This is a genomic window from Rhodococcus sp. 14-2483-1-1 (assembly GCF_002259335.1).
In the GTDB taxonomy this organism is placed as follows: domain Bacteria; phylum Actinomycetota; class Actinomycetes; order Mycobacteriales; family Mycobacteriaceae; genus Rhodococcoides.
In genome coordinates this window covers 327482-348566 of record NZ_NPFX01000023.1, presented here as the reverse complement: position 1 = coordinate 348566, position 21085 = coordinate 327482, and the positions used below count along the sequence as shown (strand labels likewise).

Sequence of the window (21085 nt, the reverse complement as noted above, 5' to 3'; positions counted from 1 at the left end):
GTTATCCACAGGGTGGCTGTGCCTCCGAGCAGGCGTTCGACAGAGAAGTGGAACTCGTCCGAAATCTACTGGGTCAGCTTGTGGATGAACCCTTTTCGGGATCACCGTCGGCGCTCTCGTCGCCCTTGCTCTCGTCGTCCTTGCCCGCGGCCTGTTCGGCTTCCGCGCGTTCTTTGGCCTCCATCGCCTCGAGCTGTGCGATCGGGTCGTCGAAGTTCGAGGTTCCACCACCGACGACGCGGTCGATGAACGCCGCAGGGTTGTCCAGGTCCGAGGAGTCGGGCAGCAGGTCGGGGTGGGCCCACACTCCGTCGCGTCCCTCGATGTCGGCTGCGGCGAGGAGTTGGCGCCACAGCTCGGCTGCCTCGCGAACCTTGCGTGGTCGCAGTTCGAGGCCGACCAACGTGGCGAAGGTCTGCTCGGCCGGGCCACCCGACGCCCGACGTCGGCGGATGGTCTCGCCGAGTGCCACAGCCCCGGGCAGCCGGTCGCCCAGCGCAGCCGCGACCACGGTCTCGACCCATCCTTCGACCAGGGCCAGAAGTGTCTCCAGACGCTCGAGCGCATGCTTCTGCTCCGGCGTCGCCTGTGGCTCGAAGGCACCCTGCTGCAGGATTGCTTCGATTTTCGACGGATCGGTCAGCGCGGACGGGTCGAGGCCCGCTGCTGCCTCCTCGATAGCCGAGAAGTCCATCCGGATCCCGCGCGCGTATTCCTCGACTGTGGCCAGAACCCGTTGCCGCAACCACGGAATGTGGCTGTATAGCCGCTGGTGTGCAGCCTCCCTCGCCGCGAGGAACACCAGAACCTCACGCTCGGGCTGCTCGAGACCCTCACTGAACGACGCGATGGCCGACGGCAACAACGCCGCCTTGCCCGACGGTCCGAGCGGTAGGCCGATGTCGGTCGAGGTGAGTACTTCCTTCGAGAGTTGCCCGAGGGCCTGACCGAGCTGCGAGCCGAAGGCCATTCCGCCCATCTGCGTCAGCATGCCCATCATGGGCCCGGCCATCTGCTGGGCCTCGGCGGGGAGGCCGGATGTCCACATACCCGAAATCTGCTCGGCGACCGGGTCGCACAGTCGCTTCCACGTGTCGATCGTGTTGTCGAGCCAGTCGACCGGCGTCCATGCAACGGTCTTCGTAGCACCGGCAGGCAGTGTCGTCGCCCCGTCCAGCCAGAGCTCGGCCAGGTGCGCGGCGTCGGTGATCGCCTCTCGCTCGCCCGCCGACACCGGGCTGAAATCACCCATCTGCTGACGAGCCAGCTGCTTGGCCAAGTCGTAGTTCACCGGTCCGGAACCGGCCCCACCGGCACCGGCAGCGCCCATGCCGCTGAGCATCTGACCGAACTGGGTGAGCATCTGGCCCAGCTGGGCAGGGTCGAAGCCCTCTGCACCGAAGCCGAAACCGGCGGGGTTGCCCGAACCGTCCGGATCCTTCTTCTTGTCCGGGTCGTCGTCGGAAGCACCGAAACCAAAATTGCTCATGTCTCAACGGTACAAGCCATGTGCACGGGGAGCGCGAAAGATCGTCACGCTGACGGCGAACAGAAGAAGCTCGACGCTGCGCGCAGAACGAACTCGGCGCTGCGCGCAACGGGCTCCGGCAGGGGCGGTATCCACAGCGCCGCGCGTTCGGATCTAGTGTCTACCGAGTGAACCGAAGGATCGCCACTCTTGTCGCTGCGCTGGTACCGGTGGTGGTGCTGGGCGTCACCGGATCGGTTGTCACCGTTCCGTTCGCCGCCCTCGGCCCCGGCCCCACATACAACACCCTCGGTGATGTCGACGGAGTGCCCGTGGTGCAGATCGACGGAACCGACGTCGATCCGACGGCAGGGCATCTGAACATGACGACCGTGGCCGTGCGTGACCAGCTGAATCTGTTCGAGGCCATCGGCTTCTGGGCGAGCGGTCGTCAGGGCCTCGTGCCGCGCGAAGAGGTCTATCCGCCGGACAAGTCGAAGGAAGAAGTGCAGGAGGGCAACCAAGCGGATTTCGAGGAGTCCGAGTCCAGCGCCGAACTTGCCGCCCTGCACCACCTGGATCTGCCTGTGTCGCTGGCTGTGGCGAGTGTGGCCGAGGATGGACCCGCCGCCGGGGTGCTGAACGTGGGGGACACGCTCGTCTCGGTCGGCGGCAGCCCGGTGGCCACCGCGGCGGCAGTGCGTGAGGCCGTCAGCGCCCGAGCGCCGGGCGATTCGCTGGACATCGAGTACGTGCGAGGAAGTACGACGCAGACGAGTGCGGTGGTACTGGGCGCGCGGCCCGACGACGCATCCAAGGGCTACCTCGGCGTCACTCCCGAAGAGCAGCCCGGGGTCCCGTTCGAGGTCAAGTTCAACCTCGCCGACGTCGGCGGACCCTCGGCCGGACTGATGTTCAGCCTCGCCGTGGTGGACAAACTCAGTCCCGGCGAATTGAGCAACGGAGAGTTCGTCGCAGGCACCGGAACCATCGATGCCGACGGAACGGTCGGCCCGATCGGCCGCATTCCGTACAAGCTGATCGCCGCCCGTGAAGCGGGAGCCACCACGTTCCTGGTTCCGGACGCGAACTGCGGTGAGGCGCTACAGAACGTTCCCGACGGACTCCGCCTGGTGCGCGTCGAATCACTGGACAGTGCTGTCGAGGCGCTGCAGGCGATCGGCTCAGGTGCCGACGCGCCGTACTGCAGCTGACCCGGCTCAGTCGTCTTCGACGGTGTCGAAGGTGGCGTAGAGCCCGTGTACGACGTTCGGTGCCAGATTTTCTGCGACGCGAAGGTCGATCGGCGCGAAGGGGTCTGCGTCCTCGTCCGGGTGCAACTGCAGCAGTGTCAGCGATGGGCCGTCCTTGAGGACCGCGACGATCAACCGGGCATCCCGCTTCTCGGGATGGTTCTCGGCGGCCGAGCGCGCCGCTCGGTCCGCTGCGTCGGGATCGGCGAGCAACGGCATCAAGGCATCGTCGAGGGTCGACTCGGCGGCCGGGGGAAGTACGACGATCTCTTGCACCAGAGCGCATCCGACGACACCCTCGGGCCACGTCGAGGTGGCGAGGAATTCGTCCAGGGCCGGGGAGCCGCCGGTGATGTCCTCGGGGAGTGAGTGCTGCTGAATCGGAGTCAGAGCTGCGCCGTCGGCCAAGTCGTCGAGCAGACCGGGTTCCGCTGCTGCAAGAGTCGCTGTGGGTACCAAGGCGAACATCTGAGGCGCCTGGTGCCATCCGCCTGCGTCGACGAAGTCCGCCACTTCACGCGCGCACCGGGCCAAAGCCTGCGCCACATCCTGTCCACCCGACTCGGGGTCGAACTCGTCACCGAAATCGTCTCGGCCGGGCAGTCCGTCGCTGTCGTTGCTCACGGCACTATCCTCGCATCCGGATGGTTCTATGGATGCCGACCCTCCTGACCTGCGGTCGACAGTGGCCGCAGTACGGGCGTCGCAGCCGTAGGATCAACGTACGTACAGTAGGGCGAAACGGACATGCGGTGCACGGAATGTGCACCGCCTAAGTCATCTGCGGCGCCGTCGGCGCCGCCCGAAGTTGGAGTGTGGCTCGTGGGCATGAGGCCCCCCACCGGTATGCCGTCGTTGTCGCGGCGAAGCCGGATCTTGCTCGTACTGGCCTTGATAGCAGCAGGTCTGCTACTCATCGGTCCCCGTCTGATCGACATGTACACCAATTGGCTGTGGTTCGGCGAAGTCGACTTCCGTGGCGTGTACACCACTACGCTGCTGACGCGCTTGGTGATCTTCCTCGTCGTCGCTCTGGTCGTCGGACTCATCGTGTTCGCCGCATTGTTGTTGGCGTACCGCAACCGTCCGGTGTTCGTTCCGGTGGCCGGTCCCAACGATCCGATCGCGCGGTACCGCACCACGGTGATGAGCCGGTTGCGCCTGTTCGGCATAGGAATTCCGGTCGTGTTCGGATTCCTGTCCGGCATGATCGCTCAGACCAACTGGGTGACCGTGCAGCTGTTCCTGCACGGCGGAGACTTCGGCCAGACCGATCCGCAGTTCGGCCTCGACGTCGGGTTCTACTCGTTCGACCTGCCCTTCTACCGATTCATCCTCAACTGGCTGTTCGTTGCCATCTTGGTTGCCTTCTTCGCGAACCTGGTGACGCAGTACGTATTCGGCGGGATCCGGCTCGCCGGGCGCGAAGGTGCACTCACCCGCTCGGCGCGAATTCAACTTGCGGTCATCGCCGGCAGCTTCGTTCTGCTCAAGGCCGTTGCCTACTGGTTCGACCGGTACACGTTGCTGTCGAGCGGTCGCAAGGAGCCGACATTCACCGGAGCCGGATTCACCGACATCAATGCCGTGTTGCCGGCAAAACTCATTCTGTTGGCCATCGCAGTGATCTGTGCGATCGCGTTCTTCTCGGCAATTTTCTTGCGCGACCTCAGAATTCCGGCGTTGGCCACGGCATTGCTGGTGCTCTCGTCGATCCTGATCGGTGCAGTCTGGCCGTTGGTGATGGAGCAGTTCTCGGTGCGTCCGAACGCGGCCGACAAGGAGAGCACGTACATCGAGCGCAACATCGCGGCCACCCGAGCCGCGTACGGGTTGACCGATGACGTGGTCACTTATCGGAACTACTCCGGCGAAGCGGCGTTGAGCCCCGGTGAGGTGGCGTCGGAGTCGGCGACCATGTCCAACATCCGTCTGCTCGACCCGAACATCCTGGCACCGACCTTCACCCAGCAGCGTCAGATCCGAAACTTCTACGGGTTCCCCGACACGCTGGCCGTGGACCGGTATCCGGATGCAGACGGCAACCTACGCGACTACGTCGTTGCCGCGCGCGAGATCTCACCGCAGACGCTCGACGCGAACCAGCGCGACTGGATCAACCGCCATACGGTGTTCACCCACGGAAACGGCTTCGTGGCAGCACCTGCCAACTCCGTCGACGAAGCCGTCGCCGACGAATCCAGCGGCGGACGGGGCGGTTACCCCAACTACCAGGTGAACTGGATCGAGAACGATGCCGAGGGCTCGATTCGCAAGGACGGCCCCGGCGACCTCGATCAGCCGCGCATCTATTTCGGACCGGTCATCGCCAACTCCGATGCCGACTACTCGATCGTCGGTTCCACCGGCGAGCCTCGCGAGTACGACACCGACAGCAAGAGCTACACCTACGACGGTGCGGCCGGGGTGAACATCGGCAATTTCTTCAACCGTCTGGTGTTCGCCAGCAAGTACGCCGAGCGCAACATTCTCTTCTCGAGTGTGATCGGTGACGAGTCGAAGATTCTGTTCAATCGCGATCCCCGTGACAGGGTCCAGAAGGTTGCACCCTGGTTGACCACCGACGGATCGACCTACCCGGCGATCGTCGAGGGCAAGCTCGTCTGGATCATCGACGGCTACACCACATTGGACAACTTCCCGTATGCCCAGCGGATGTCGCTCGAAGACGCCACCGCCGACAGCATCGAGTCCACTACGACGCGTGCGCTGCCGAGCCGGGAAGTGTCGTACATCCGGAACTCGGTGAAGGCCACTGTCGATGCCTACGACGGCACCGTCAAGCTCTACGAACAGGATGAGAACGATCCTGTGCTCAAGGCATGGGAAGGCGTGTTCCCCGGAACCGTCATCCCGAAGGATCAGGTGTCGGACGAACTTCGCGATCACTTCCGTTACCCGGAGGACCTGTTCAAGGTCCAGCGTGAGCTGCTCACCAAGTACCACGTCAACGATCCGCGAGAGTTCTTCACCAACAACGCCTTCTGGGAAGTTCCGACGGACCCGACGGCGGAGAACACCTCGGCCAAGCAGCCGCCGTACTACGTCGTCGCGTCCGATGTCTCCAACGAGGAGAACCAGGCGTCGTTCCAGCTGACCAGTGCGTTGGTCGGTTACCGGCGTGAAGTTCTCGGCGCGTACGTCAGTGCAGATTCCGATCCGGAAAACTACGGCAAGATCACCGTGCTGAGATTGCCGACGGATACATCCACTCAGGGTCCGAATCAGGTGCAGAACCAGATGACGACGACGACGGACGTGTCCGAGAGCTTGGGCATCGTGCGCCGTGAGAACACCGTCGAGTTCGGCAACCTGCTGACCCTTCCGGTCGGCAACGGTGGGTTGATCTACGTCGAGCCCGTGTACGCCTCGCGTACCAACGAGGCATCGGCGTACCCGCAGTTGATTCGAGTGCTGGTTTCGTACGAGGGTCGAGTCGGTTATGCCGCGACCCTGCCCGAAGCCATCGAGCAGGTGTTCGGAGCAGGCGCCGGACGGACCGTCACCGCACCCGGTGAGACCGACGGCACCACCCAGCCGGGTGCCGTGCCCGAGACGACGCCGTCCGACGGCGGCACGCCTTCGGCAACTCCGGCGCCGGCCACCGGTTCTTCGACGACCCGGGATGCGGCTGTCTCCGGTCTGAATTCTGCTCTCTCCGCTGTGCGCACCGCGCAGCAGAGCGGAAACCTGGCGGATCTCGGCACTGCACTCGAGAATCTGCAGACCGCCGTCGACGCCTACAACCGAGCAGGTAGCTGATCTGTTCGGTCGGGTCTCGCTGACATGAGCGAAAGAGCCGCCTCACCGTATCGGTGAGGCGGCTCTTTCGTTGTGAAGCTGCAGCTCGTGTGAACTGCTCGGGATCAGCGTCCGATGGGCGCGAGCACGGGGGAGTTCGCAGCGACGAGGTGCTGGAACTGAGTGCTCAGGCCGTACTGGTCGGCCAATTTGGATGCTGCATCGAATGCGCCCTGTGCAGCCTGTGTGGCGGCTGCAGCCTCCGGTGCGACGGCCGGTGCGGGTGCCGGAGCCGGAGCGGCCTTCGGCGCGGGAGCGGCCTCGGGTGCGGGCGTCGAGGTGCCGGTGGTCAGCTGCTGCCCGCATACGGGCCATGCGCCCGGTCCCTGGCTCTGCAGGGTGTTCTCCGCTACGCGGATCTGTTCTGCCTTGGATGCGTTGGCCGGCGATCCGGATCCACCGTTGGCCGTCCAGGTGCTCTGCGAGAACTGCAGGCCACCGTAGTAGCCGTTTCCGGTGTTGATGCTCCAGTTGCCACCACTTTCGCACTGTGCGACGCCGTCCCAGTTGTGGGTGGCTGCGCTGGCGGTTCCGGCAGAGAGGCCGAGGGGGATTGCTACGGCGGCACCTGCGATGGCGGCCAATCCGAGTGCACGCTTGCCGAAATTGTTCTGTGTGGTCATTCGGGGTGAATCCTCTCCGCGCTCGACTGGCGCGACTGGCCTGCAATCGTTTCGCCGGCGTTATGGCGAGAATGACCAGGCACTTCGTATCGTCGCGGCTCTGCCCCCGTACGTCATGGGGACCACACCCGCGGGGCAGAGCGAAGGGAGCGGCGGGGTGGTGCAGGCCCAGCGGTTTAGGGCCGTCCGTGAAGGTAGTCGAGGATTCACTCATCGTCACGGAGCGAAAATGGGACGACGCATGACCACATGGTGGGACGGTTGGGGGTCTTTTGCCAGCTCAGCCGGGCTCGTGGCGCTAATGTTTCCCCTTCGTAACCCGACTGTTATGTGACGTGAAACACGCATGAAAAGAGACGCGGAGCACTATTTTCTGTGTGCTTCGACGTGATAAACGCGGAGAAGGACTGCCTCGAATACATGCGTTCGGCGGGCGTGGAGGCACGCGATTGTCACGTGATTTGCATTGGCCGTACGCGCGGGAGTAACTTCGTAGATGCATCGCGGGGTGGAGCAGCTCGGTAGCTCGCTGGGCTCATAACCCAGAGGTCGCAGGTTCAAATCCTGTCCCCGCTACCACTACGAGAGAGGCCCGAGACTGTTGTCTCGGGCCTCTTTCGTGTTCTCATCGAGGCATGATTCTCCCGGCCGTCAGAGACCCACGGCTGATCACGGTGCACCGCGGCGGCTTGTTGTCCGACGCCGACCATCGAAGTCTCGCGCTGTGGGCCGCCGAGTGTGCGGAACACGTGCTCGGATTGTTCGAGGGGGCCGAGCCGTCCGATTCGCGGCCGCGTGAGGCAATCGAGGGCATTCGGGCGTGGATACGCGGTGAACTCGCGATGATGGCGACCCGCGCCCTCGGCGGCCACAGCATGGGTGCGGCACGGCCCCAGAGCGGCGCTGCACGCTTCGCCGCCTACGCCGCCGGCCAGGCCGCGTGTGTGGCACACGTACCCGAACACGACCTCGGAGCGGCTGCGTACGCGATCAAGGCGGCCAGGGCCGCCGCACCTACCGGCAGAGAGAAAGTTGCCGGGCGAGAGGAACTCCGGTGGCAGCGGGATCGACTGCCGGACAGTGTGCGTGAGTTGGTGCTGGAAGACCAGAAGAAGAGGAGCAGTATCTGCTGGTCCGTATTCGACGATTGACCGGTCGACTATCTCACCGACACCGTCAGGAACTTGTTCGGTGCGATCGTGGCGCGTACATCGTCAGCGGTCAGCGGTGACGCGGGAATCAGTGACGTGTCGGGTCGAAACCGGATGGTTGTGCCGGTGTGGTCGGTCGGTGCCGTGGACAGCAGCTCGGTGACGGGAACCCCGTGCTCGTATCGTCCGGTCCACGAATGATCGGTTCGTCGGTTGGTGTGTTCGAGTGCCTCGGACAGTGCCGCGACGGTCGACATCCCGCGGCGGGCATATCCGTCGGCCAGCAGGACGGGATGCGGACGGTCGAAGAAGCGGACGTCCTTCGTGCTCACAACAGGCTTGCGCACCGTGACTCCGTGGTCGTATCGCGTGTCGGTGCCTCGACCGAAATCCGTCACCTCGATCGTCCCGTCCGAGCCGAACGTGACGGTCGCGTGGCCGCCTCCCTGATCCTCGGCCTCGTCTACCGCGTACGCGAGGACCTCGAGTATCAGATGCAGCACTCCACCCGGCGCGTACTCGCCGGGCCGAGCTCTGATGTTCGCGAGATGGTCTCGGTCGACGTCCACCGACCAGTCGTGGGTTGTCGTGGACCACGTGTGTCGACTGGACATCGACGGTTCAGTCCGAAACCTGCTCGCGCCCATCGTCACTGGTGACCGTCTCGGACTCGTCGGCATCATCGGCGGTGAGGTCTACCGTGTCCACACCCTCGAGTGCCGTCAGTTCTTGCTCTGCCTCTGCGATGAGGCCCTTCGCGTTCTCTTCGATTTTCTTGACCCACTCGGCCATGACGGTCACACCCTTCGCTCGATCGTGTACCACCGGTCTACCAGACTTCGCTCCCTTAGGATCCACGGTGTGCGAACACGAACCTCGCGTCTCGATCTCGACGAGCCGGTCGTCACGGATCTCGATGCGCTGTACGCGATCTGCAGCGATCCGCAGTCGTGGACCCACTTTCCCAGCCTGCGGCACACCGATCCCAGCGCGACCGAACGAATGTTGCTGGGCTGGGTGGAGCAGTGGCGGCGGGATGGATTGGCCACGTGGATCATTCGTGAGCGCGGCAGCTGGACGATCAGTGGCTACGGCGGGTGCTCGAAGCGGCAGAACGCGTTCTGGAATCTCGGCTATCGCCTCCATCCCGACGCGCAAGGAAACGGGTACGCCGCGGAGATGTGTGAGATCGCAGTCGAGCGCGCGCACCGAACCGAGCCCGAATTGCCGATCGTGGCGTACCTCCTCGAACACAACGTCGCGTCGGCCCGAGTGGCCCAGCGCGCGGGCCTGGAGTTGATCACCCGTGGACCCGACGTCGGCAATCCCGACGCCGACGCAGTTCGCCTGGTGTACGCCGATCGGCCGTTGAGCTCGACTCAGGTCGACTCCGTTCTGTCTGCCTGAGCGATGCCGCTCACGTCGGCCAAGCGACGCTGTAGCAGTCGCTTCTCCGGTGCGGTTCGTGCACGGTCCAGAGCCTGTCGATACTGCTCTGCCGCCTCGTCGAGCCGGCCGAGTCGGTGCAGCAGATCGGCTTTCGCCATCGGGTACGGGTGGTAGCGGTGCAGCGACGGCTCGTCGGCAAGTAGGTCCAGCTCGTGCAGGCCGGCTGCGGGACCGTCGCGCATGGCAAGAGCAACTGCTCTGTTCAATGCGACGATCGCATTCGGGCCCCGATCCATCAATATGTCGTACAGGGCAACGATTTGGTGCCAGTCGGTACTGTCGGTGTTCGGCGACTCGTCGTGCAGCGCGGCGATCGCTGCCTGCACCGCATAGGGTCCGCTCGGGCCGCCGCGGAGGGCGTCGACCACGAGTTCGGTCCCTTCGGTGACGAACTCGGCGTTCCACGATCGCCGGTCCTGATCGGCCAGCAGCACAATGTCGCCGTGCACGTCGATCCGTGCGCGGCGTCTGGCGTCGGTCAGCAACATCAACGCCAGTAGGCCGGTCACCTCGGACTCTGTCGGCAGTGCTGCGTGCAACAGTCGTCCCATGCCGATCGCCTCGGTGGTGAGGTCGATGCGCCCCACTCGGTCGCCCGACGTCGCCGAGTACCCCTCGGTGAAGATCGAATAGACGACTTCGAGCACCATCGGCACTCTGCCGGCCAACTCGTCCGAGCCCGGAACGCGAAAGGGTATGCGCGCGACGCGAATCTTGTTCTTGGCTCGCACTATTCGTTGTGCTGCCGTGGCCGGAGGGATGAGTAGTGCACGCGCGACCTCTGCGGTGGTGAGACCGGCCAGACACCGAAGGGTCAACGCGAGGCGGTCGCCGGCCGCAAGCGCCGGATGCGCGCAGGTGAAGAACAACTGCAGTCGGTCGTCGGGTAGATCGTCGTCGAGCGAACTCGGCGGGTGTGGTTCGCTGCGATCCGAATCGGCCTGCAGCACTCCGATCTTCGCGGCGAGCGTCTGATCGCGTCGCAGGCGATCGACCGCCTTTCGGCGGGCAGTAGTGAGCAACCAGGCTCCGGGCTTGGACGGTATGCCATCGATCGGCCAATGCTTCAGAGCCGCCTCGATGGCATCCGACGTCACCTCCTCGGCGAGATCGAGATCACGGTAGCGCTGAACCAACGACGCGAGCAGCATCGAGCGCTCGGCACGGAAGACCGAGTCGAGCGCCCGATGAACCTCGGACTCGCTCACCGAACGACCCCGTGGGTCAGAATTCTGCGAGCGGACGAACGATCACGGTGCCGCCGTCTTTCGATCCGGGGCATCGCGTCGCCCATTCGAGCGCGGAATCGAGGTCAGGAACGTCGATGACGTCGTAGCCGCCCAGTACTTCGTGTGACTCGGCGTACGGCCCGTCGGTGACGGTGCGTTCTCCGGTGGTGGCATCGACGCGCACCGCCGTGGCGGTGGTGAGGTCCGCCATCGCATGACCGGAGACGTAGACGCCCGCCTCCTTCATTTCCTTCTCGTAGGTCATCCAGTCCTCCACGCTGCTGCAACCCGGAGCTGCTCCCGGTGCGGTGTTTGCGTTGATCAAGAGGATGTACTTCATGGTGCGCTCCTGGGTTCGATACCTCGGTGTCGCGGCGTGAGTCGCCGTTCACGAAGACGACGCCCGAGAAGACACGATATCGACACCGGCGTCCGAAATTTTCCGCAGTGCACGAAAAAGCGGCATCGGACCGATGGTCCGATGCCGCTTTCGTCACCCTGTGGCTCGACTAAGAGCCGGATGTGTCACTTCAGTTCTGCCGACGACTTTCCGAGTACGCGTCGCGCAACGATGAGTTGCTGGATCTGCTGCGTGCCCTCGAAGATGTCGAGAATCTTGGAGTCGCGGCTCCACTTCTCGAGCAGCGGGCGTTCGGAGTAGCCGTAGGTACCGGCCAGCTCGACCGCCTTCAGAGTGATGTCGACTGCCGAGCGGCCGGCCTTGGCCTTGGACATCGAGGCCTGCAAGGAGTTGGGCTCCTTGTTGTCGGCCATCCACGCTGCGCGCAGTGCGAGCAGGTGGGCAGCTTCCCAGTCCGCTTCGAGCCGCAGGAATTCCGCGGCAGCCGCGTGCTGGTTGTAGGCGGGGGTCTCGTACGAGATCTCCACTCCGGCGTCGACGAGGATGGACCGCAGCTCTTCGAGTGCCGCGCGTGCGACGCCGATTGCCATACCCGCGACCAGGGGACGCGTGTTGTCGAACGTCTGCATGACGCCGGCGAAGCCCTTTTCGACGTTCACCTCGGCGGTACCGAGCAGGTTGTCCTTCGGAATGCGGCAGTCCTCGAGCAGGAGCGCCGCTGTGTCGGACGCCTTGATGCCCAGCTTGTGCTCGAGGCGGGCGACCGACAGGCCCGGAGCGTCACGCGGGACGACGAACGATTTGATCGCTGCACGACCGAGCGACTTGTCGACCGTTGCCCACACCACGATGTGGGTGGATCGTTCACCGGCGGTCACGTAGATCTTCTCGCCGTTGAGTACCCATTCGTCGCCGTCGAGGACAGCGGTGGTGGTGACTGCTGCGGAGTCCGAACCGAAGCCGGGCTCGGTGATGGCCATCGAGGCCCATACCTTGCCGAAGCGCTCGAGCTGCTCGTCGGTGGACACCGCGGCGATCGCCGAGTTGCCGAGTCCCTGGTAGGGGATCGACAGGGTGAGGCCGACGTCGCCCCAGCACGTCTCGATCACATTGACCAGGGCAGACATGTTGCCGCCGTTGGAGTTCGCGGTCTTGCTCGGCTTGGGAGCGGACTCGCTGTCCTTCTCGCGGCCACCGGCTGCGCCGCCGATTTCGCCACCGGCGTCGGACATGCCTTCGACCATCGACGCCATCGTGTCGAGTTCCACCGGGTACTCGTGCTCGGCGAGGTCGTATTTGCGGGAAATCGGGCGGAAGATCTCGGCAGCGACCTGGTGAGCCTGATTCGCCTGCGCCCGAAGCTTCTTGGGAAGTTCAAGATTGATCATCGTGTATGTCCTTGGGTGAGTGCCATGGAATTCGGGGCGGCGAGCTAGATGAGAACGATGCCCTCGGCGACGCCGACGGACCGCAGATCGCGGTACCAGCGCTCAACCGGGTGCTCCTTGGTGAAGCCGTGACCGCCGAGCAGCTGCACGCCGTCGGAACCGATCTGCATGCCCTTCTCGGAGGCGAGTCGACGAGCCAGCGCAGACTCACGAGTGAACGACAGTCCCTGCTCGGCGCGAGACGCACCACGCAGCGTGACCAACCGCATGCCGTCGAGCTCGATGGCGATGTTGGCGACCATGAAGGCCACGGCCTGACGGTTGCTGATCGGCTCACCGAAGGCGACACGGTCGTTGACGTACGGAACGACGTAGTCGAGTACGGCCTGGCTGGTACCGACGGCAAGGGATGCCCAGCCGAGTCGTGCGAGGCCGATGGCTGCGCTGTACTCGGCGGCCCGCTGATCTGCATCACCGTCGCCGAGAAGAGCCGATTCGGGCACTGCGACGTCGGTCAGGATCAGACGGCCCAGACCTGCTGCGCGCAGACCCATGCTCGGGTCGGCTTCGACGACCAGGCCCTTGGAGTCGGACTCGACGATGAAGAATGCCGGGCGGCCCTCGAGCTCTGCGGCGATGACGAACAGCTCGGAGCTTCCGGCAGCAGGCACGAGACTCTTGACGCCGTTGAGCTTGTAGCCGCTGGGGGAGCGGACGGCCTTGGTCTGCAGCGCGTACGGGTCGAACAGGGCGCGGGGTTCGTTGACGACCACCGCGGCGTTCGGCACCTTCTCGCCGACGAATGCGGGAAGGTACGTCTTCTGCTGTGCGTCGGTGCCCCACTGGGTGAGAGCGACGGCGACACCGCTGGGCGCGAGGATGGGCAGTGCCAAGCCCATGTCGCCGTGGGCGAGCGCCTCGGCAACGAGGGAGTTGGTAACCGCGCCGCGCTCGGTGGCGGCGCCGTCGAGCTCCTCGGGAACGTTGATCAGCGTGATGCCGAGCTCGGCGGATCGGCGAACCAGATCCTCCGGTGAGGAGGCGTTGTGATCTGCGTCGAAGGCGGCCGGCCGGAGGATTTCCTCGGCGAACTCCTTGACCGTCTCGACGATCATGCGCTGTTCGTCGTCGGGCGTCAGGTCGAAGTAGCTCAGGTTCTTGGCGGCACCGTCGTCGAGACGCTTGGGCTTGCCGCCACCGGTGACCTTGGCGAAGGTGCGATTGGCCGCACCGAGTGTCTTGAACCCGGTCTTGGTGCTCTCGTACGTCACCCGGTCGATCGTCTGGCGGAGGTTGTACTTCTCCGCCAGTTCCGATCCGGTGATGGCGGTCAGAACGCGCATCGCGGTTCCGATCGCATCTCTCTTGAACGGGTTGAGGCCAACCGCAGAAGTATCGCGGGGCACCTTCGGGCGCTTCGCGTCGACCACACTGTCTTGCTTGCTCATGATCACCAGTTCCTCGGCGTCGGTCACGGACTTCACAGATCTTACTCCCGAGTAAGTTAGCTGTCTACTGTCGAGTAAGTACCGGTGGTCCACGACACCCCAACAGCAGTTCGTATCCTGCGTCGTATCGATGTGACAGGCTGTTTCCGTGCATCTCACAGCTCAGATCTTCGCCGCCCTCGCCGCAGCCCTTCACGTCGTCATCTTCGTGATGGAGAGTGTGGTGTGGACCAAGCCTGCTGTGTGGTCCCGCTTCGGAGTCGCGAGCCAGCACGACGCCGACGTCGTGAAACCGATGGCCTTCAATCAGGGCTTCTACAACCTGTTTCTCGCCGTCGGAATCGTGGTCGGCCTCCTCGTCGGTGGATCCGCGGGCGACGCGATCGTCTACTTCGCGTGCGCGAGCATCGTCGGAGCGGCTCTGGTTCTGGCCACCGGTGGTGCCAAGTACTTCCGGGCCGCATTCGTTCAGGGCGTCACGCCGCTGATTGCGCTGGTTCTCGCTGCGGTTCTGTAGTCGTAATTCAGGCGTCGGGGGACAGTCGCTCGAGTACCTCGCTCTGCAGTAGGCCATTGGTGGCCACCGCGCTGCCGCCGTGCGGGCCTTCGGTGCCGTTCAGTGCGGTGAAGTCGCCGCCGGCCTCGCGCACGAGGACATCGAGCGCAGCCAGGTCCCACAGCGAGACCTCGGGTTCGGCCGCGACATCGACAGCGCCCTCTGCGACCAGGCAGTACGAGAAGAAGTCGCCGTAGCCGCGCACCCGCCAGACGGCATCGGTGAGATCGAGGAATCGGTCTCTGATACCGAGATCGGACCAGCCGGAGAGGCTGGAGAAGCTCAGACTCGACGACGCCAACGAATCGACCTTCGAGACCGTGATGCGGCGCGGAGTGCCCCCGTCCGAGGCCGTCCAGGCACCCTCATCGTGTGCGGCCCACCATCGCCGGTTCAATGCAGGGGCGCTGACGACTCCTACTCGCGGTACGCCGTCGTCCAGCAGAGCGATCAATGTTGCCCAGACGGGCACGCCGCGCACGAAGTTCTTGGTGCCGTCGATGGGATCCACCACCCACTGGCGACCGCTGAAGGTCGCGGTGCCGCCGAACTCCTCGCCCAGCAAGGCATCGCCGGAACGCTCCGAACCGAGCTCGCTGCGAATAATCGTCTCGACGGCCAGGTCTGCGTCGCTCACCGGTGTGAGATCCGGCTTCGAGTCCACCGAGAGATCCATGGCCAGAAATCGTCGACGAGTGATGGCGTCGGCCTCGTCGGCGAGCCTGAGGGCAAGGGCAAGATCGGCGGAGTAGTCGGTCACCGGAGAAGACTATCGCCGCGCACGGGCTTGCTCGTACGCGGCGATATGGGTGGCGGGGTCTATCCGGTGACTTCGTTCAGCTTCCCGGTTGCGACATCGAATACGAAGCCTCGAATGGATTCGTGCTTCGTGACGAACGGGCTCTGCTCGATGCGGGCGAGCGACTGGCGAACATCGCGGTCCAGGTCGGTGAACGACTCGGCAGCCCAGTTCGGCTTGATGCCCGTCTCGTCCTGCAGATCTTTCTTGAACTCGTCATCGGTGAAGGTGAGCATGCCGCAGTCGGTGTGATGGATCAGGATGATCTCCTTGGTGCCGAGCAGGCGCTGACTGATGGCCAGCGACCTGATCTCGTCGTCGGTGATCACACCGCCGGCATTGCGAATCACGTGGGCTTCGCCGTCGGCGAGACCGAGAATGCGGTAGACGTCGAGTCGGGCGTCCATGCACGCGACCACTGCCACGTGCTTCGACGGCGGCAGAGGCAGGGGACCGTCGAATTGGGCGGCGTAGGCCTTGTTGTTGTCGAGGTACTGATCGGTGACGGTCATACGACGCTCCTGTGTACTGCAGGTGTGGCCGACACCGGGCGGTGACAGGCATGTCGACATGCGAATATGTCGATGAGCCGAAAACTAGCAGTCGCCCGGTGGCCTGACGAGAGTTGAAATCAGCACGGTTCGAACCCTCGACGACGGTGTCGATTCGTCCAGGGCGGTCCCGTCCGGGTTCGGGGGCGGTCGGGCGAGGGTTCGGGTGCCGGTAACCTTGACTCTCGTGCATCCCGACGTTTCTGCAGACCTGGCCGAGCTCGACACCACTCTGTCCACTGTCGAGTCGGTTCTCGACGTCGAGGAACTGCGGCGACGCATCGACGAGCTGGAACACCAGGCCGCATCACCGGACCTGTGGAACGACCAGGAACACGCGCAGCAGGTGACCAGTCAGCTATCCCACGCGCAGGCTGAACTGCGCCGCGTGGAGGAGCTTCGGCAGCGACTGGAGGACATGCCTGTTCTGTACGAGCTCGCCGAGGGCGAAGAAGGTGAAGCGGCCGCGTCGGCCACCGCCGATGCCGACGCCGAACGGGCATCCCTGCGTGAGGACATCGCAGCCATGGAAGTGCGGACCCTGTTGTCCGGGGAGTACGACGCGCGTGACGCGTTGGTCAACATCCGTTCGGGAGCCGGCGGAATCGATGCCGCCGACTGGGCGGAGATGCTCATGCGTATGTACATCCGCTGGGCCGAGAAGCACGGCTACGGCGTCGAGGTCTACGACACGTCCTACGCCGAAGAGGCCGGAATCAAGAGTGCGACCTTCGCCGTCAAGGCTCCGTACACGTACGGGACGTTGTCGGTGGAGCAAGGTACGCACCGGCTCGTGCGGATCAGCCCGTTCGACAACCAGGGTCGACGCCAGACCTCGTTCGCCGAGGTCGAGGTTCTCCCGGTCGTCGAGACCACCGACCACATCGAGATCCCCGAGAACGACATTCGCGTGGACGTCTACCGCTCGTCCGGACCGGGCGGACAGTCGGTCAACACCACCGACTCCGCCGTTCGATTGACGCACATCCCGACGGGCATCGTGGTGACCTGTCAGAACGAGAAGTCGCAGTTGCAGAACAAGGTCTCTGCCATGCGAGTGCTGCAGGCCAAGCTCCTCGAGGTCAAGCGCAAGGAAGAGCGCGCCGAGATGGACGCGCTCAAGGGCGACGGTGGTAGCTCGTGGGGTAATCAGATGCGCTCGTACGTGCTGCATCCGTATCAGATGGTCAAAGATTTGCGTACCGAGTACGAGGTCAACAATCCGTCTACTGTTCTCGACGGGGACATCGACGGATTTCTGGAATCCGGAATTCGATGGCGAATGCGAGGGGAGCAGTAGATGACCGGTCATTGCGCAGGCTCCACCCCAGCGATCCGATGACAAGCTGGTTGAACCCGACGCTCGACCTGAAGCTGAACGCCCTCGGGATCGTTCTGTACATCCTCGGCGGAATTCTGGCCGCGCGGTTCGTCACCTGGACCGGGTCTCGCATCACTGCCCGCATCGATCAGAACTACCAGCACAGCGATGCACTCGTGCGATCCGAGGCCGCCAAGCACCGGCACGCCCTTGCCCAGGTCATCACCTGGGTCGTGGTCACGCTCATCTACATCCTGGTCACCATCGAAGTGCTGCGTCGCTTCGGATTCGGCGTCGGCGGGCTCGTGGCACCCGCGACGGTCATCGGTGCCGCACTCGGCTTCGGAGCTCAGCGCGTAGTGCAGGACATTCTGGCCGGGTTCTTCATCATCACCGAACGTCAGTACGGATTCGGTGACGTCGTGCAGATCGCCGTCAACGGGTCAGCCGAGGACGCCGAGGGCACCGTCGAGGACGTGACGCTCCGCGTCACACGGGTCCGCAGCGTCGACGGTGAGGTCATCACCGTCCCGAACGGGCAGATCGTCAAGGCGATCAACCTGTCGAAGGATTGGGCGCGCGCCGTCGTCGATGTTCCTGTCCCCAGCACCGCCGATCTCACCCAGGTCAATGCGCTGCTCCGCACAGTCGGCCGCGATGCGTTCGCGGACACCCGGCTGCGTCCGCTGTTGCTCGACGAACCGACCGTGATGGGCGTGGAGAGCATCGAGGTGGGGCAGGTCAACGTTCGCCTCGTTGCGCGAACACTGCCCGGCAAGCAGTTCCAGGTGGGACGAGAACTTCGAGTCCGGGTGGCTGCCGCGCTGCGTCCCGAGGGCATCAGCGTTGCTCCCGACGTCAGTACGGCCGGGGTCGCACCGGAATCGTCGGGTCGAGATCGGACGGAAGACCAGTGAGTTCACCTGATACCGGAACCGAACGCCCGCAGCGCAACTGGCGACAGTGGCGCATTCCGGCCAAGATCTACGGCCGCGTCCGCACGTCCACCGTGGCCTTCGGTATCTGCTTTGTGCTCACGGGCCTGCTCTACGGGCAGGTCAGCGCAGATATCGCCGAGAGGGACAAGCAACAGATCGAGGGCCCGGTCGCTGTCGATCCGTCCGAGCTCACCCCCTACAACCAGCCCCAGACCTCCGAGCCGCGATACTCGACAACCACGGTCTCGCCGACTCCATCGGCCACCGTCGATCCGGAGCAGTCGGGAACCGTCGAGGAATCCGGACAGCAGGCCACCACGACGACAGTTCCGCCGACGACGACCGCGCCGTTCGGCGTGCCGATTCCGCCGGCGATTCAGTCGCTGATACCCACCCAGCCTGCACCGACTTCATCGCGCTGACGCTGCCTTTACCGTCTCTCGGGACTCGCCGTGGTACCCGCACGGTTCCGACGGTTACCGGCGGGTAAGGACTACACTGGCGACCCGTGATCAGCACCTCGAATGTGTCCAAGTCCTACAAGACCTCCACCAGGCCCGCCCTGGACAAGGTGACGGTCTCCATCGACAAGGGTGAGTTCGTGTTCCTGATCGGCCCGTCCGGTTCGGGCAAATCGACGTTCATGCGATTGTTGCTCAAGGAGGAGACGCCCACCTCCGGTGACATTCACGTTGCCGACTTCCACGTGAACCGATTGGCGGCCCGTCGCGTCCCGCGGCTGCGGCAGAGCATGGGCTGCGTCTTTCAGGACTTTCGCCTCTTGCAGCAGAAGACCGTGGTGGAGAACGTGGCATTTGCGCTCGAGGTGATCGGCAAGCCTCGTTCGATGATCAAGCGCACCGTCCCCGAGGTTCTCGACCTGGTAGGACTCGGTGGCAAGTCCGATCGTCTGCCGAACGAGCTGTCCGGTGGTGAGCAGCAGCGTGTGGCGATTGCCCGAGCTTTCGTCAATCGCCCGCTGGTCCTGCTCGCGGACGAGCCGACCGGAAACCTGGATCCGGACACCAGCCAGGACATCATGTTGCTGCTCGAGCGCATCAACCGCACCGGAACCACTGTGCTGATGGCGACCCACGACAACCACATCGTCGACTCGATGCGCCGCCGCGTCGTCGAACTCGACAACGGACGAGTCGTTCGTGACGAGGCCCGCGGGGTCTACGGCGTCGGGCGCTGACGACACCCGACCAGGACCTATCGGACTTCTCGACCGAACGAATCGAAGGGCTCGGATTCCGCGATGCGCGCAAGTTTCATCTTCAGTGAGGTCCTCACCGGACTTCGCCGCAACATCACCATGACGATCGCCATGATCTTGACGACCGCCATTTCCCTCGGCCTGTTCGGCGGCGGGTTGCTCGTGGTGCAGATGGCGGGAAAGACCCAACAGATCTTCCTCGACAGGGTGGAAGTCCAGATCTTTCTCACGGACGACATCTCCGCAACCGATGCCGACTGCGCACAGGAGACCTGCGCCACCCTGCGGTCGGATCTGGAGAACACTCCTTCGGTGGTCTCGGTGCAGTACCTCAATCGTGAGGATGCGGTGAAGGACGCAACCGAGCGAGTGTTCAAGGATCAGCCCGAACTGGCCGAACTGGTCAGTGCCGACAGCTTTCCCGCGTCGTTCAAGGTTCGCCTGAGTGATCCCGAGCGGTTCGGGGTGATCAACGACAACTTCCAGAATCGACCGGGCGTGCAGAGCGTGCTCAACCAACGCGATCTGGTCGAGCGATTGTTCAGCGTGCTCAACGGTGTACGGAACGCTGCCTTCGCGATTGCCACGGTGCAGGCGATCGCCGCAATTCTTCTGATAGCCAACATGGTTCAGATCGCTGCGTTCACCAGACGAACCGAGGTCGGCATCATGCGGTTGGTCGGTGCCACTCGCTGGTACACCCAGCTGCCGTTCCTGCTCGAGGCGGTGGTGGCCGCACTGATCGGATCTGCGGTCGCCATCGCCGGACTGTTCACAGCGAAGAACATGTTCATCGACGATGTTCTCGCGGACGTGTATCAGGCCAACATTCTGGCCCGGATATCGAACAGCGACGTGCTCCTCGTCTCGCCGTTCCTCGCGCTGGTGGGAGTCGGCATGGCAGCAGTGACGGCGTACATCACGCTGCGCCTGTACGTGCGCGAATAAATTCGCTTGCCGTTCGGTTCTATGCTGGAGCGGTTGCCCGTGGAACCGCTCCACGCGGCGAACGCTCGAGAAAGGGCCCTGCAGTGAGAGAGAAGGGCCGCAAGGCCATCGCGACCAATCGCAAGGCGCGGCACAACTACTCCATACTCGACGTCCTCGAGGCTGGAGTTGCCCTCGTCGGGACCGAGGTCAAGAGCCTGCGCGACGGCAAGGCCTCCCTGGTCGACGCCTTCGCGACCGTCGACGACGGTGAAATCTGGCTGCGCGGGCTGCACATCGCGGAATACACGCTCGGCAGCTGGACCAACCACGCACCACGTCGAAACCGCAAACTCCTCCTTCACCGTCGCGAGATCGACCGCCTTGCAAGCAAGGTCAAAGAGGGAAACCTGACGCTGGTGCCGTTGTCGATGTATTTCTCCGACGGCAAGGTCAAGGTCGAACTTGCCTTGGCCAAGGGCAAGCAGGACTACGACAAGAGACAGTCGTTGGCCAAACGCACCGCCGAACGCGAAGTGACTCGTGAGCTGGGGCGTCGTGTGAAGGGCATGCGCTGACCGC

Annotated in this window: 22 protein-coding genes and 1 tRNA gene; 12 read left to right on the top strand and 11 right to left on the bottom strand. The window is 64.1% G+C overall.

What is annotated here, in order from left to right:
- Nucleotides 1-73: 73 nt before the first annotated feature.
- On the bottom strand, nt 74-1489 hold the full coding sequence (locus CH294_RS24960) for a zinc-dependent metalloprotease (RefSeq protein WP_094739290.1): 1416 nt from the start codon (nt 1487-1489) through the stop codon (nt 74-76).
- Between the two features lie 167 nt (nt 1490-1656).
- Between CH294_RS24960 and CH294_RS24955 the strand changes: the two genes are divergently transcribed.
- Nucleotides 1657-2682: a PDZ domain-containing protein gene (locus CH294_RS24955; protein WP_094739289.1), complete on the top strand. Its 1026-nt coding sequence runs from the start codon at nt 1657-1659 to the stop codon at nt 2680-2682.
- A 6-nt stretch (nt 2683-2688) separates the two neighbouring features.
- Here the strand turns inward: CH294_RS24955 and CH294_RS24950 are convergent, their stop codons facing one another.
- Nucleotides 2689-3267, bottom strand: a complete 579-nt coding sequence (locus tag CH294_RS24950; RefSeq protein ID WP_094610664.1) for a PPA1309 family protein — start codon at nt 3265-3267, stop codon at nt 2689-2691.
- Nucleotides 3268-3543: 276 nt separating this feature from the next.
- Between CH294_RS24950 and CH294_RS24945 the strand changes: the two genes are divergently transcribed.
- Nucleotides 3544-6504: a UPF0182 family protein gene (locus tag CH294_RS24945; protein ID WP_170944846.1), complete on the top strand. Its 2961-nt coding sequence runs from the start codon at nt 3544-3546 to the stop codon at nt 6502-6504.
- Nucleotides 6505-6608: 104 nt separating this feature from the next.
- On the opposite strand, the gene CH294_RS24940 is transcribed toward CH294_RS24945, so the two are convergent.
- Nucleotides 6609-7166: a transglycosylase family protein gene (locus tag CH294_RS24940; protein ID WP_032376935.1), complete on the bottom strand. Its 558-nt coding sequence runs from the start codon at nt 7164-7166 to the stop codon at nt 6609-6611.
- Between the two features lie 502 nt (nt 7167-7668).
- Between CH294_RS24940 and CH294_RS24935 the strand changes: the two genes are divergently transcribed.
- Together CH294_RS24935 and CH294_RS24930 are read left to right on the top strand one after the other, a co-directional pair.
- A tRNA-Met gene (locus tag CH294_RS24935) sits at nt 7669-7745 on the top strand.
- 56 nt (nt 7746-7801) lie between these two features.
- Complete coding sequence (locus CH294_RS24930; RefSeq protein ID WP_094610593.1) at nt 7802-8317, top strand: putative immunity protein; 516 nt, start codon at nt 7802-7804, stop codon at nt 8315-8317.
- An 8-nt stretch (nt 8318-8325) separates the two neighbouring features.
- Here the strand turns inward: CH294_RS24930 and CH294_RS24925 are convergent, their stop codons facing one another.
- Together CH294_RS24925 and CH294_RS27600 are read right to left on the bottom strand one after the other, a co-directional pair.
- The gene (locus tag CH294_RS24925; protein WP_212709830.1) at nt 8326-8931 is read right to left on the bottom strand and encodes a hypothetical protein; all 606 of its coding nucleotides are present in this window, start codon (nt 8929-8931) and stop codon (nt 8326-8328) included.
- A 7-nt stretch (nt 8932-8938) separates the two neighbouring features.
- The gene (locus CH294_RS27600) at nt 8939-9109 is read right to left on the bottom strand and encodes a hypothetical protein (protein ID WP_165430209.1); all 171 of its coding nucleotides are present in this window, start codon (nt 9107-9109) and stop codon (nt 8939-8941) included.
- Nucleotides 9110-9178: 69 nt separating this feature from the next.
- On the opposite strand from CH294_RS27600, the gene CH294_RS24915 reads away from it, so the two are divergent.
- Nucleotides 9179-9724: a GNAT family N-acetyltransferase gene (locus tag CH294_RS24915; RefSeq protein WP_037155710.1), complete on the top strand. Its 546-nt coding sequence runs from the start codon at nt 9179-9181 to the stop codon at nt 9722-9724.
- On the opposite strand, the gene CH294_RS24910 is transcribed toward CH294_RS24915, so the two are convergent.
- From CH294_RS24910 to CH294_RS24895, 4 genes are all read right to left on the bottom strand, one after another.
- Nucleotides 9697-10974, bottom strand: a complete 1278-nt coding sequence (locus tag CH294_RS24910) for a DUF6596 domain-containing protein (protein WP_283164522.1) — start codon at nt 10972-10974, stop codon at nt 9697-9699. The two genes, CH294_RS24915 and CH294_RS24910, sit on opposite strands and share 28 nt — an antisense overlap.
- Nucleotides 10975-10990: 16 nt before the next feature.
- Nucleotides 10991-11335, bottom strand: coding sequence for a YciI family protein (locus CH294_RS24905; RefSeq protein WP_032376940.1), 345 nt, complete (start codon nt 11333-11335; stop codon nt 10991-10993).
- A 185-nt stretch (nt 11336-11520) separates the two neighbouring features.
- Nucleotides 11521-12744, bottom strand: coding sequence for an acyl-CoA dehydrogenase family protein (locus tag CH294_RS24900; protein WP_032403106.1), 1224 nt, complete (start codon nt 12742-12744; stop codon nt 11521-11523).
- Nucleotides 12745-12788: 44 nt separating this feature from the next.
- On the bottom strand, nt 12789-14198 hold the full coding sequence (locus tag CH294_RS24895) for an acyl-CoA dehydrogenase family protein (protein WP_094739337.1): 1410 nt from the start codon (nt 14196-14198) through the stop codon (nt 12789-12791).
- A gap of 142 nt (nt 14199-14340) precedes the next feature.
- Here CH294_RS24895 and CH294_RS24890 point away from each other — a divergent pair, with 142 nt between their 5' ends.
- On the top strand, nt 14341-14709 hold the full coding sequence (locus CH294_RS24890; RefSeq protein WP_037155706.1) for a DUF1304 domain-containing protein: 369 nt from the start codon (nt 14341-14343) through the stop codon (nt 14707-14709).
- A 7-nt stretch (nt 14710-14716) separates the two neighbouring features.
- Here the strand turns inward: CH294_RS24890 and CH294_RS24885 are convergent, their stop codons facing one another.
- Both CH294_RS24885 and CH294_RS24880 read right to left on the bottom strand, forming a co-directional pair.
- On the bottom strand, nt 14717-15508 hold the full coding sequence (locus CH294_RS24885) for an inositol monophosphatase family protein (RefSeq protein ID WP_094739287.1): 792 nt from the start codon (nt 15506-15508) through the stop codon (nt 14717-14719).
- A 59-nt stretch (nt 15509-15567) separates the two neighbouring features.
- Nucleotides 15568-16059: a carbonic anhydrase gene (locus tag CH294_RS24880; protein WP_037155704.1), complete on the bottom strand. Its 492-nt coding sequence runs from the start codon at nt 16057-16059 to the stop codon at nt 15568-15570.
- Between the two features lie 226 nt (nt 16060-16285).
- On the opposite strand from CH294_RS24880, the gene prfB reads away from it, so the two are divergent.
- The 6 genes from prfB to smpB all read left to right on the top strand — a co-directional run bounded on the left by prfB (nt 16286) and on the right by smpB (nt 21081).
- On the top strand, nt 16286-17398 hold the full coding sequence (gene prfB, locus CH294_RS24875) for a peptide chain release factor 2 (RefSeq protein WP_027496571.1): 1113 nt from the start codon (nt 16286-16288) through the stop codon (nt 17396-17398).
- A gap of 38 nt (nt 17399-17436) precedes the next feature.
- On the top strand, nt 17437-18336 hold the full coding sequence (locus CH294_RS24870; RefSeq protein WP_094739286.1) for a mechanosensitive ion channel family protein: 900 nt from the start codon (nt 17437-17439) through the stop codon (nt 18334-18336).
- Nucleotides 18333-18779, top strand: coding sequence for a hypothetical protein (locus CH294_RS24865; protein WP_037155700.1), 447 nt, complete (start codon nt 18333-18335; stop codon nt 18777-18779). The genes CH294_RS24870 and CH294_RS24865 overlap by 4 nt, the downstream gene beginning before the upstream one ends.
- A gap of 86 nt (nt 18780-18865) precedes the next feature.
- Complete coding sequence (gene ftsE / locus CH294_RS24860) at nt 18866-19555, top strand: cell division ATP-binding protein FtsE (RefSeq protein ID WP_027496574.1); 690 nt, start codon at nt 18866-18868, stop codon at nt 19553-19555.
- A 63-nt stretch (nt 19556-19618) separates the two neighbouring features.
- A complete protein-coding gene (gene ftsX, locus CH294_RS24855; RefSeq protein ID WP_094739285.1) occupies nt 19619-20524 on the top strand; it encodes a permease-like cell division protein FtsX in 906 nt (301 codons plus the stop codon).
- 83 nt (nt 20525-20607) lie between these two features.
- The gene (gene smpB / locus CH294_RS24850; protein ID WP_032397704.1) at nt 20608-21081 is read left to right on the top strand and encodes an SsrA-binding protein SmpB; all 474 of its coding nucleotides are present in this window, start codon (nt 20608-20610) and stop codon (nt 21079-21081) included.
- The last annotated feature ends 4 nt before the right edge of the window (nt 21082-21085 follow it).